Consider the following 11,277-nt stretch of genomic DNA (forward strand, 5'->3'; position numbering starts at 1 on the left):
AGCCCAGCGCTCCGCTCAGTAGGTGCGCAGCAGGTCCACGAGCACGCGATGCCCGAAGTCGAGCGCGTCGAGCGGCACCCGCTCGTCGACCCCGTGGAACATGCCCGGGAAGTCGAGGTCGGCCGGAAGACGCAACGGCACGAAGCCGTATCCCGTGATGCCGAGCCGCGAGAGCGCCTTGTTGTCGGTGCCGCCGGAGAGGAGGTAGGGCAGCACGCGGGCGTCGGGATCCGCGCGCCGCAAGCTCGCCGTCATCGCCTCGACCAGTTCGCCGCCGAAGGGCGCCTCGAGGCCGATGTCCGAGTGCACCGTCTCGACCTCGATGCCGGGGCCGACGATGCGCCGCACCTCGTCGAGCACCGACCGCTGCTCGGCGGGCAGCGCGCGCACGTCGACGAGCGCCTCGGCCGTATCGGGGATCACGTTGTGCTTGTATCCGGCGGAGAGCACGGTCGGGTTGCTCGTGTTACGCAGGCTCGCCTGGATGAACCCCCCTCCGCTGCCCAGCCGCAGCACCAGGACCTCCGGCTCGACCTCGAACGGGTCCTCCCCCAGGATCGCGGCGATCTCGTGCACCAGCTGCCGGGTGGTCTCGCAGAGCACGACCGGCCACTCGTGGCGCCCGAGCGCCGCGACAGCCTCGGCGAGCCGCGTGACGGCGTTGTCGCGCCACACGCGCGACCCGTGCGCTGCGGTGCCGCGCGCGCGCAGGCGGATCCAATCGAGCGATTTCTCGCCCGTCTGGATGAGGTAGGCGCGGGTGCCCGCCACGTCGATGGAGTATCCGCCGACCTCGCTCACGGCCGTGGCCGCGCCCGCGAACAGCTCCGGATGGTGCTCGACCAGGTAGTGGGAGCCGAAGACGCCGCCGTTCTCCTCGTCGGCGAAGAAGGCGAGGACGATCTCCCGCCGCGGCCGCTCTCCGGCGCGCAGCAGCTCCGCGACGGCCGTGAGCATCATCGCGTCCATATCCTTCATGTCGACGGCGCCCCGGCCCCACAGCATGCCGTCTCTCACCGCACCCTCGAAGGGGCCGACGCTCCAGTTCTCCGGATCCGCGGGCACGACGTCGAGGTGCCCGTGCAGCACCATCGCCGGTAGGCTCCGGTCGGCGCCCGGCACGCGGGCGACCACGCTCGCCCGGCCCGGTGCCGACTCGAAGATCTGCGGCGCGAGCCCGAGTTCGCGCAGATACGCCGCGACGTAATCGGCGGCCGGCCGCTCGGCTTCCGCGTCGCCGCCGCCGCGATTGGTGGTGTCGATCCGGATGAGGTCGCGGGCGATTCGCGCGGTTTCGGACAGCGGGGGTTCGGCTGATTCGGCGCTCCCGCGCCCGGTCGTCTCGATGCTCATGCGTCCAGCGTAGCCGGAGCCTCCGACACGGAGGTTCGGAGGGGCAACGCCGATCAGTTGAACATGAAGAGCGAAGCGCAGGAACCGAACGCGAGCACGAATGCGGCGAAGAGCACGAGCGTCACCCACGCCTTCGGCGGCAGGCTCTGCGGCGACTCCTCGGCGTCGCTCATAAGCGGCTCCGGCTGCTCATCGGTGCGGTTGGAGGTCATATCGAACTCACGATTCTCGAGATATCGGTGGCCATGGCGATGGCGAGGATGACGAATACGACGGCGATGAACCACGTGTACATCCACCGGGACCGGTGGTCGCCTATCCAGAACCTGCGCAGACTGTACACGCCGTTGACCACCGCCACCACGCACAACGCGATGCCGACGGGGGCCGCGAACACCCCGGCGAAGCCGATGATCGGCACGAGGATCGGCACCAGCAGGTAGCTGATCAGACAGCGCACGCCCGAGACGATCATCGACACCCGGAAGCCGCGGTGCGCCTCGCGCTCCGTCTTCGCGGAACGGTCCACCTCCCGCACCCGGAGCAGCCTGCGCATGAAGCGGTCGGCTGCCGAGCGCTCGACGGCGGGTCGCGCAGCCGCCCCATCCAGGCTCTGCTCCTGATCCGGAGGTGCGGTCACGGAGTTCATGGCTTCCCCTCGTTCGGTTGCCCGGTCGATGTGCGGACCGGCCCTGCGGGCCGCAGCCCGCCCCAAGCCTAGCAACACGTCGCCGGAATCGGGCTGAGCGCCGTCAGGTCTGGCAGCCGGGGCACCAGTACAGCTTTCTGGCGCCGAACTCCTCGAGCACGATGTTCGTGCCGCAGCGCTTGCAGGGCGTGCCCTCGAGCTTGTAGACCCAGTGGCGCTCGTCGCGATCCCGCAGCGCCCGCTGGTACGCCTCGCCCTCGAGCCCGTCGATCGTGATCATCTGCCCGACCGTGATCCCGATGCCGAGCAGGTGAGCCCAGTCGTCCCACAGCGCCTCGAGCGCCGCTCGGTCGAGCGAGCTCGCCGGAGTGTGCGGGTCGAGGCCGGCTCGGAACAGCATCTCGGCCCGGTAGACGTTGCCGATGCCCGCCACGACCGACTGATCCATCAGCACCAGGCCGATCGGCGTCCGCTTCCGTCGCGCGCGGTCGACGAAGCGGCGGCGCTCCTCGGGCGTGTTCGCGTTCGCGGGATCGGGGCCGAGGCGCTGGATCACCGCGTCCACCTCCGCGGGCGTCAGCACCTCGCAGGCCGTCGGGCCGCGCAGGTCGGCGCAGACCGCCTCGTTCAGCAGCCGCACCCGCACCTGCCCGACCGGATCGGGAGGGAAGACGCCGTTGACCGGATCCTCCCGGTCGGTCTCGGCCATGTGCACCCGCGTGCGGCGCGGCGCGCCGATCGAGGTCACTGAGTCTTCTCCGGCCCCGTCGACCGGCCCGTCCACGACGCCCGCCATTCCGGTCTGCCCGAGGCGGCCTCGCCCGAACCTCGTCGCGTGGATCTGGATGGCGGGATCGATCCGCACCTCGCCCGCGAAGTCCCAGGCGCCGTAGATGCCGAGGTGCACCCGCAGCCAGTGGCCGCCCTCGAACTCGAGGAACATCTGCTTGCCCACCGCTCGGGCGTCGAGCATCTCGTGACGGTCGAGGATCGCGGCCCCCTGGGCGAAGCGCCCCTGCGGGCTGCTCACCTGCGGGGCGGTGCCGACGAAGTTGACGCCGAACTGCCTGGCGATGCGATGGACGGAATGGCCCTCGGGCATGCGTCTAGCGCCCGTCGATCCGCTTGCCGGCGATCGCTCCCGTGCGCTCGTACTCGCCGAGCTGCGAGATGCGGCGCACGTGGCGCTCGTCGCCGCTGAAGGGCGTCGCGATGAACAGGTCGATGAACCGGATCGCATCCTCGATCGGGTGCTGCCGCGCACCGATCGAGACCACGTTGGCGTCGTTGTGCTCGCGGGCCAGCGCGGCCGTCGATTCGCTCCACACCAGCGCGGCGCGTATGCCCTCGACCTTGTTCGCCGCCATCTGCTCGCCATTGCCCGAACCGCCGAAGACGACCCCGAGCGCCTCGACGCCGTCGCGCTCGTCACGGGCCACGCCCAGCGCGGCGTTGATGCAGAACGACGGATAGTCGTCGAGCGCGTCGTACTCGACCGGGCCGTGGTCGACGACCTCGTGGCCCTGGTCGCGCAGGTGCTGCTGCAGCCGCCGGCTGAACTCGAGTCCGGCGTGGTCCGTGGCGATGTGGATGCGCATGGGCCCCAGCCTATCGGGCGCCGACCCGCGGGAGCGCGGCGCTCGATCGCTCAGAACTTCGGGCCCTCGGTGCGGCCCCGCTTCAGCTCGTAGAAGCCGGGCACGCTCGCGGCGGCGTAGATCCCGTCCCACAGCTGCAGCGCCGCCTCGCCCGTCGGGGCCGGCGTGACCACGGGACCGAAGAAGGCCACCCCGTCGATCGAGATGATCGGCACCCCGACGTCGGGGCCGGCGATCTCGAGCGCGTGGCGGGTGTTCTCCCGCAGCTGCGCATCGTCGGGCCGGCCGGCCGCCTCGAGCAGGCCGGTCGAGACGCCGTCGACCGCGGCGAGCGACTCCAGGATGATCTCGTCGTAGTCGGTGCGGGCCCCGGGGTGGATCCTCGTCCCCATCTCCGTGTACAGCGCGCCCACGGCGGCGGATCCCGCCTCGGCGCCGACCGCGAGGGCGACCTGCCCCATGCGGTGCCCCTGCCGCATCACCTCGGCGAGAGACCCCGGATCTTCGCCCTCGTTGACGATCTGGAGGCTGATGGGCCGCCAGTCGATCTCGAAGCCGCGCGTCTCGGCGACCTCTGCGGCCCAGCGGCTGGTCATCCAGCACCAGGGGCAGATCGGGTCGAAGTAGAACTCGACTGAGGGGGATGCTGCGTTGCTCATGCGCCCAGCCTAGCGAGCGGCGGGGAACGGCGGAACCGCGCCCTCCACGCCGGCGTCCAGGGCGCGGGCATAGGCTTGTGCCGCCGACCGATCACCACACTCGTCAGGAGCATCAGTGCCAGGAACGAACCTCACCCGCGATGAGGCCCGCGAGCGAGCGCGCGTCGTCTCGACCGAGCGCTACGAGGTCGCGCTCGACCTCACGACCGGTGCCGAGACCTTCGCCGCGGTCACCACCATCCGGTTCGCCGCGGAAGAGGGCGCTTCGACCTTCGTCGACCTCGTCGCCGACTCGGTCGAGAGCGTCGAGCTGAACGGCACCGCGCTCGATCCGGCGCAGGTCTTCGCCGACTCCCGCGTGCAGCTGCCCGGCCTGGCGGCGCACAACACGGTGCGCATCGCCTCGACGCAGCGCTACACCAACACCGGCGAGGGGCTGCACCGCTTCGTGGACCCGGCGGACGGCGAGGTCTACCTCTACTCACAGTTCGAGGTGCCCGATTCGCGCCGCATGTTCGCTGTGTTCGAGCAGCCCGACCTGAAGGCGGCCTTCCAGTTCACGGTCACCGCCCCGGCCCGGTGGGAGGTCGTGAGCAACCAGCCGACGCCCGACCCCGTTCCGGCGGGCGAGAAGCCGGGCGCCCAGGGCGCGGACCGAGCCGCGCAGCCGATCGCCACCTGGACGTTCGAGCCGACCCCGATCATGTCGAGCTACATCACCGCCCTCATCGCAGGCCCCTACCGGGTCGTGCGCAGCGAGCTGACGAGCCGAGACGGGCGCACGATCCCGCTGGGGGTGTTCTGCCGCGCATCGCTCGGCGAGTACCTCGACGCCGACTACATCTTCGAGAAGACCCGCGAGGGCTTCGCCTTCTTCGAGGAGCAGTTCGAGTACCCGTACCCCTTCGACAAGTACGACCAGCTCTTCGTGCCCGAGTACAACATGGGCGCCATGGAGAACGTCGGCGCGGTCACCTTCACGGAGGCCTATGTCTTCCGCAGCCAGGTCACCGACGCCATGCGCGAGCGCCGGGTGGTCACGATCCTGCACGAACTGGCCCACATGTGGTTCGGCGATCTCGTCACGATGCGCTGGTGGAACGATCTGTGGCTCAACGAGTCGTTCGCGGAGTACATGTCGACCCTCGGCGTGGCCGAGGCGACCGAGTGGAACGAGTGCTGGACCACCTTCGCCGCCTCCGAGAAGTCGTGGGCGTACCGGCAGGACCAGCTGCCCTCCACCCACCCCATCGTCGCCGAGATCCGGGACCTCGAGGACGTGCTCGTCAACTTCGACGGCATCACCTACGCCAAGGGCGCCTCGGTGCTCAAGCAGCTCGTCGCCTGGGTGGGGCGCGAGCCCTTCATGCGCGGCGTCCACCACTACTTCGCGAAGCACCACCACTCCAACACGGAGCTCGCGGACCTGCTCACCGAACTCGAGGCGCAGAGCGGGCGCGACCTCGCGGAGTGGTCGGGGCTCTGGCTCGAGACCGCGGGCGTCAACACGCTGAGGCCGGTCTTCGAGGTGGACTCCGAGGGCCGCTACACGAGCTTCGCGATCGAGCAGACGGCGATCCCGCAGTACCCGACCCTGCGGCCGCACCGCATCGCCGTGGGACTCTACGCGGTCGGAGGCGACGCCGTGCGCAGGGTGCGCCGCCTCGAACTCGACGTCGACGGCGCGCGCACGGAGGTGCCCGAGCTCATCGGCACCGCGCAGCCCGACCTGCTGCTGCTCAACGACGACGACCTCACGTACGCGAAGATCCGGCTCGACGACCGCTCGCTCGAGACCGCGTCGGCGCACCTGGGCGCCTTCGAGGACTCGCTCGCCCGGGCACTGCTCTGGGGCACCCTCTGGGACGCGACGAGGGACGGGGAGCTCGCCGCCTCGCACTTCGTCGACGTCGTGCTGACGCACATCGCGCGCGAGACCGCCTCCACGACCCTCCGCACCCTGCTGAACCAGCTGCTGCTCGTCGCGTCGAGCTACGTGGCCCCCGCCAAGCGGGACGCGACGCTCGAGCGCGTGGCCGACGCGCTGTGGCAGCGGGCTGTCGACGCCGAGCCCGGCTCGGACAACCAGTTCCAATTCGTCAAGGCTTTCGGCCAGCTGGCCGCGAGCGAGGAGCAGCTCGACACGGTGCAGGGCCTCTTCAACGGCTCCCTGCCGCTCGACGGCCTCGACATCGACACCGACCTCGGCTGGGAACTGCTCATCGCGCTGGCCGCCGGCGGCCGCGCGACCGACGAGCAGATCGAGGCGCGTCTCGCCGAGGACCTCACCGCCACAGGCAACCAGTCGGCGGCGCACGCCCGCGCGGCGCTCCCCACACCCGAGGACAAGGCCCGCGCCTGGGCATCCGTCTTCGACGAGAGCGACAAGCCCAACGCCATCGTGCGCGCGACGGGACTCGGCTTCGCCCGGGCTCACGACCTCGAGCTGCTCGAGCCGTACGTCGAACGGTTCTTCGCGGCGCTGCTGCCCGTGTGGGAATCGCGCAGCTACGCGATCGCCGAGGAGCTGATCGAGGGATTCTACCCGGCGCCGCTCGCCAGCGCGGAGCTCGCAGAGGCGACGCGCGCCTGGCTCGACGCCCACCCCGAGGCGCCGGCCGCGCCGCGGCGGATGGTCGCGGAGCACCTCTCCGGCACCCTGCGCGCCCTGCGCGCCCAGCAGATCGATCGGGAGGTCTGAGTGAACGGGGGCAACGAGGTGGAGCAGGCGGCCGCGAACATCGGATCGGCGTTCACGACCTTCGTCACCGACTACCAGGTGCCGATCCGCGTCGTGTTCATCATCGTCGCGGCGGTCATCCTGCACTGGGTGCTGCGCGTGCTGCTGAAGCGCGCGGTGAGCCGCATCGTCCGGGGAGTGAAGAAGTCGCAGGACGTCGAGTCGACGCAGGAGCTCGTGACCTCCCCGCGGCTGAACGCCCGCGCCGTGCAGCGCACGCGCACGCTCGGCACGATCGGGCGGCACGTCATCTCCTGGGTGATCATCACCATCGCGACCGTGATGGTCCTCGGACAGCTGGGATTCAACCTGACCGCGCTGCTCGCCTCCGCGGGCGTCGTCGCCGCGGGCCTCGCCTTCGGCGCGCAGAACATCGTGAAGGACATCCTCAACGGCATCTTCATGGTGTTCGAGGATCAGCTCGGCGTCGGCGACTTCGTGACGATCGGAGCGATCAGCGGCACGGTCGAGGACGTCGGGATCCGCGTCACGCAGGTGCGCGGGCTCGACGGCACGCTCTGGTTCGTGCGCAACGGCGAGATCCTCACCCTCGGCAACACCTCGCAGGGGTGGGGACGCGCCCTCATCGACGTCACGGTCGAGGGCAGCGCCGACTTCGCCGAGGTGGAGCGCGTGGCGTACGACTCGGCCAGGGAACTCCTCGAGCTTCCGAAGATCGCCCGGAAGATCACCGGCGAACCGGAGGTCTGGGGGGTCGAGAGCGTCTTCGGGGATCGGGCCACGATACGCCTCGCGATCCGCACCCGCCCGGAGGCGCAGTGGGAGGTGCAGCGCGCGCTGCGGCCCATCCTGGTGCGCAACTTCGACGCGGCAGGCATCCAGCTCGCGGCCGAGCTGCCCGGGTTCCCGGGAGCGCAGCCGTGACCGCGCAAGCACCCGATCCCGGGCGCTCCCCGCAGCCCAGGCTCACGCTTCGCTCGGGCGAGAACGGCGACGCCGTGACCGACACCGTGTGGGCGCAGGTGGGGGGCACGGAGACCTTCGAACGCATCGTGCGGGCGTTCTACCGCGGGGTGCGCGAGGATCCGGTGCTCGCCCCCATGTATCCCGACGCCGACTGGGAGGGCGCCATCTGGCGGCTGCGCGCCTTCCTCGAGCAGTACTGGGGCGGCCCGACCGCCTACTCGGAGCAGCGGGGGCACCCGAGGCTGCGCATGCGGCACGCCCCCTTCCCCGTCACCCCCGAGGCGAAGGAGCGCTGGCTCGCGCACATGCACGCCGCGCTCGACGAGGCGGCGCTGCCGCCGATGCACGACGCGGCGTTGCGGGAGTACGTCGAGCGGGCGGCGCTCGCGATGGTCAACCGCTTCGATTAACTGCTCAGCTGCCGGGGGCCCGAGAAGAGCAGCGCGCGGCCGAGCGCGATCACGAAGCCGCCGCCGGTCGCGCCGAGCGCGGCCATGCGCTTCGGCGAGCTGCCGAAGCAGGCGCGCTCAGCGCTCGCGGCCAGCACCCAGACCGAGTCGCAGATCGCCGCCAGCACCACGAAGGCCAGGCCGAGCTGGAGCATCTGCAGCGTCTGCCGCCGCCAGGTCAGGCGCACCCGGCGCAGGTCGTGCAGCGCAGTGCGGTGGCGGTGCCGGATCGCCTGCACGCCGAGGGAGAGTTCTGGCGAGCGCGGCTACCGCTCCCTCGTCTCCCCGCGAGGCGCCAGCAGCCAGACGCCGACGGCCGCGGCTCCCACGGCGAGCACCGCGCCCGAGACGAGCACCGCGGACTGGATGCCGAAGAGCGAACCGAGGAGGCCGGCGGTCACACCGCCGAACGTCATCGATCCCGAACCGAACATCGTGTAGGCCCCGATCATGCGACCGCGCTCCGCGTCGGGCGCCTGCAGCTGCACGATACTCATCTCGGTCGACTCCGACGTGATCTTCGCCACGCCGCCGATGGCGAGCGCGATCACCGCTACGACGAGGCTCCCGCTGCTCGCGAACACGACGGTCGCGACGCCGAGCAGGATCGCGCTGCCCACGGCTATCGGGGCCGTGGGAGGCACCTTCCGCGTCGCCTCGAGCAGGAACCCGCCGACCACTCCCCCCGCCCCGTTCGCGAAGAGCAGGATCCCGTAGGCCGTCCCCTCAGCGTCCCCGCCGAGGATCTCCGCGAGCTCCGGCATCGCGTTCTGCAGCAGCTGGCCGAGCGTCATCCCCGCGAGAGCTGTGAGCAGCAGCATCCCGAGGATCTGCCTGTGCCGCCGCACCGTGCCGAATACCGAGAACGCCGCGAAGAAGGACACGCGCTGCTCCGCCGGACGCGCGGCGGGATCCCCGCGCGTCCCGCGCCCGTGCCCGGTGAAGCGGGTGCGGAAGAGGAAGATCGTGAGCGGCAGGTAGAAGAGCACGTTGACGAACATGCCGTAGGCGGGGCCGATCCCGATCAGCAGCGCCGACCCGACGACGGGCCCCGCGATGAACGCGAGGCTGCGGAAGGTCGCGTTGATGCGCACCGCGCTCGGGAGCTGCCTCGGGCCGACGAAGTCGTAGAGCATCAGCTGCTCGGCCGGCATCCACAGGCAGCCGGCGATGCCGTGCAGCACGAGGAGCACATAGGCGTGCCAGAGCTCCAGCGTTCCGGTGAGGAACAGCACGCCCCAGCAGATCGAGACGAGCATGAAGAGCCCCTGCGCGACCTGGATGATGCGTCTGCAGTCGAAGCGCTGGGCGAGGGCGCCGGCGTACACCGAGAAGAGCAGGAACGGCAGCCAGTGGCTGACGATCTGGAAGCCGACGAGCCAGGGCGACTGGAAGGTCTGCCACAGCACCCAGTAGCCGAGCACGTGCTCGACGTTGTCGGCCATCATCGATAGCGCGCCGCCGACGATGTAGGTGCCCGAGCTCCGGTTTCTGAGCGTTGCGAAGCGGCGCGGGCCATCGGGTTGCTGCACCGTCTCAGGCTAGCGGCATTCCCGCGACCGAGGGCGTGACCGAAGATTGAGGAGCGTGGTCGCTCGCGGTTCAGGCGACGAGCCTGAACCGCTGCCGGGGCGGCCCGGTGTTCGCCCAGGCGTAGCGGAGTTCGATGCGTGGCGGCATCGGGGTCGCCCCTCCGCCGGGGTCGTGGAGTACGAACTCTCCGGCTTGCCCCGCTCCGGCCCGCCCATCTCCAGCCCGCCCATCGCCAGCCCGGCCATCGCCGGCACCCTCGATGCCGGCGCCTCCGTCTCCGGTGCTCCCGGATCCTGTGCTCCCGGATCCTGTGCTCCCGTCATCGACGATGTTGCTGGTGTTGCGGGCGATGCGCCAGCCGCTGCTGTGGAGTTGCATGTGGTGGAATCGGCACAGCAGCACGCCCCGGTCGACGTCGGTACGGCCTTGGTCCGCGTGCCAGTGATCGATGTGATGCGCCTCGCAATACGCGGGCGGACGGTCGCAGCCCGGCCACCGGCAGCCGCCGTCCCGGACCGCGAGCGCGATCCGCTGCTTCGCAGTGTAGAGCCTCTGCTCACGCCCGACATCCAAAGGTCTGCCGGTCCGATCTACCGTGACCGGCACCACGCCTCCGGCGCAGGCCTGCTGCTCCGAGACGCCCGCCGGCACCAGGGCGGGATCGTCCTCGAAGAACCCTGCGCCCGGCGCGCCGTCGCTGTCAATGACCCGCACGAGGCGCACTCCGGCCTGCCGGGTCCCGTACACCTGCTCCGGGACGGCCAGGGCACCGGCCCGAACGAGGTCCATGATGAGGTCGTGGGCGAGCTGCGCGTTCGTGCGCGAATCCTCCAGAAGCGTCTTCGCGCGCTCCCGCTCGGCCGGGTCCACGAAGCGCGGCCCGCCACGCCGCGGACGCAACGCGGAATCGATGATCGACCGCAACCACGCCGCCGAAACATCATCGCTCACCAGCTCGGCATGGTGCAGCCCCTCCCCATCGGTCCACATCCGGAAGGACCGCCGCTCGTACCGCGCGAGATAGCGCGCCTCGGCACCCGCCGGGTCGAGCCGATCCCGAACCGCACGCGCCGCCCTCGCGAGATCCTCGACCGTGCGATGCCCCGCCTCGGCGACCAACTCCGCCGCCGCCAACGACCACGCCGCGACACACCTCGCGGACTCCTCCGCGCAGGAGCTATCAGGCGGCTGTCCGAGCCCGCGCCTGATCGCGTCGTGCTGTGCGGCCGAGATCCCGCCGCTCAGCAACGCCCGCCTCAGCGGGGCGTGCCAGGGCTCCGGTTCGCCGGGCACGGTATCGCGCTCGCCCGCACCAACAGCGCGCACAACAGGCTCGGCCTCAGCGCCGTCGTAGAGCGTCTCGCCGACC

General features: G+C 70.8%; 12 protein-coding genes. 3 read left to right on the top strand and 9 right to left on the bottom strand.

The features are described 5' to 3' along the window. Positions 1-15: 15 nt before the first annotated feature. From D1J51_RS15110 to D1J51_RS15130, 6 genes are all read right to left on the bottom strand, one after another. Positions 16-1,353: a M20/M25/M40 family metallo-hydrolase gene (locus D1J51_RS15110; RefSeq protein WP_119076603.1), complete on the bottom strand. Its 1,338-nt coding sequence runs from the start codon at positions 1,351-1,353 to the stop codon at positions 16-18. A gap of 53 nt (positions 1,354-1,406) precedes the next feature. Next, positions 1,407-1,565: a hypothetical protein gene (locus tag D1J51_RS18045; RefSeq protein ID WP_162903881.1), complete on the bottom strand. Its 159-nt coding sequence runs from the start codon at positions 1,563-1,565 to the stop codon at positions 1,407-1,409. Beyond that, positions 1,562-2,002, bottom strand: a complete 441-nt coding sequence (locus D1J51_RS15115; RefSeq protein WP_205547948.1) for a hypothetical protein — start codon at positions 2,000-2,002, stop codon at positions 1,562-1,564. Before D1J51_RS15115 ends, D1J51_RS18045 begins: the two co-directional genes overlap by 4 nt. A 103-nt stretch (positions 2,003-2,105) precedes the next feature. Beyond that, complete coding sequence (locus tag D1J51_RS15120; RefSeq protein WP_119076605.1) at positions 2,106-3,104, bottom strand: Fpg/Nei family DNA glycosylase; 999 nt, start codon at positions 3,102-3,104, stop codon at positions 2,106-2,108. Between the two features lie 4 nt (positions 3,105-3,108). After that, a complete protein-coding gene (locus D1J51_RS15125) occupies positions 3,109-3,600 on the bottom strand; it encodes a ribose-5-phosphate isomerase (RefSeq protein ID WP_119076607.1) in 492 nt (163 codons plus the stop codon). A gap of 50 nt (positions 3,601-3,650) precedes the next feature. Then, on the bottom strand, positions 3,651-4,259 hold the full coding sequence (locus D1J51_RS15130) for a mycothiol-dependent nitroreductase Rv2466c family protein (protein ID WP_119076609.1): 609 nt from the start codon (positions 4,257-4,259) through the stop codon (positions 3,651-3,653). Positions 4,260-4,374: 115 nt separating this feature from the next. Between D1J51_RS15130 and pepN the strand changes: the two genes are divergently transcribed. Genes pepN through D1J51_RS15145 form a run of 3 tightly spaced genes read left to right on the top strand, consistent with a single transcriptional unit; the run spans position 4,375 to position 8,336 of the window. Then, entirely contained in the window at positions 4,375-6,960 is a 2,586-nt protein-coding gene (pepN, locus tag D1J51_RS15135) for an aminopeptidase N (RefSeq protein WP_119076611.1), read from the top strand. Next, on the top strand, positions 6,961-7,884 hold the full coding sequence (locus D1J51_RS15140; RefSeq protein WP_119076613.1) for a mechanosensitive ion channel family protein: 924 nt from the start codon (positions 6,961-6,963) through the stop codon (positions 7,882-7,884). It abuts the gene before it with no gap. Further along, complete coding sequence (locus D1J51_RS15145) at positions 7,881-8,336, top strand: globin (RefSeq protein WP_305773787.1); 456 nt, start codon at positions 7,881-7,883, stop codon at positions 8,334-8,336. The genes D1J51_RS15140 and D1J51_RS15145 overlap by 4 nt, the downstream gene beginning before the upstream one ends. Here D1J51_RS15145 and D1J51_RS15150 read toward each other — a convergent pair. From D1J51_RS15150 to D1J51_RS15160, 3 genes are all read right to left on the bottom strand, one after another. Beyond that, positions 8,333-8,614: a hypothetical protein gene (locus tag D1J51_RS15150; RefSeq protein WP_119076615.1), complete on the bottom strand. Its 282-nt coding sequence runs from the start codon at positions 8,612-8,614 to the stop codon at positions 8,333-8,335. The two genes, D1J51_RS15145 and D1J51_RS15150, sit on opposite strands and share 4 nt — an antisense overlap. Positions 8,615-8,641: 27 nt before the next feature. Further along, on the bottom strand, positions 8,642-9,907 hold the full coding sequence (locus D1J51_RS15155) for an MFS transporter (RefSeq protein ID WP_240423334.1): 1,266 nt from the start codon (positions 9,905-9,907) through the stop codon (positions 8,642-8,644). Between the two features lie 70 nt (positions 9,908-9,977). Next, a partial coding sequence (locus D1J51_RS15160; protein ID WP_205547949.1) for an HNH endonuclease signature motif containing protein occupies positions 9,978-11,277 on the bottom strand: 1,300 nt, incomplete at its 5' end.

Origin of the sequence: Leucobacter sp. wl10, assembly GCF_003569785.1 — a bacterium.
Lineage (GTDB): Bacteria > Actinomycetota > Actinomycetes > Actinomycetales > Microbacteriaceae > Leucobacter.

Coding starts and splice junctions, on each gene's coding strand:
- D1J51_RS15125 (WP_119076607.1), bottom strand. CDS start 3,600: ATGCGCATCCACATCGCCACGGACCACGCCGGACTCGAGTTCAGCCGG.
- D1J51_RS15115 (WP_205547948.1), bottom strand. CDS start 2,002: ATGAACTCCGTGACCGCACCTCCGGATCAGGAGCAGAGCCTGGATGGG.
- D1J51_RS15110 (WP_119076603.1), bottom strand. CDS start 1,353: ATGAGCATCGAGACGACCGGGCGCGGGAGCGCCGAATCAGCCGAACCC.
- D1J51_RS18045 (WP_162903881.1), bottom strand. CDS start 1,565: ATGACCTCCAACCGCACCGATGAGCAGCCGGAGCCGCTTATGAGCGAC.
- D1J51_RS15120 (WP_119076605.1), bottom strand. CDS start 3,104: ATGCCCGAGGGCCATTCCGTCCATCGCATCGCCAGGCAGTTCGGCGTC.
- D1J51_RS15130 (WP_119076609.1), bottom strand. CDS start 4,259: ATGAGCAACGCAGCATCCCCCTCAGTCGAGTTCTACTTCGACCCGATC.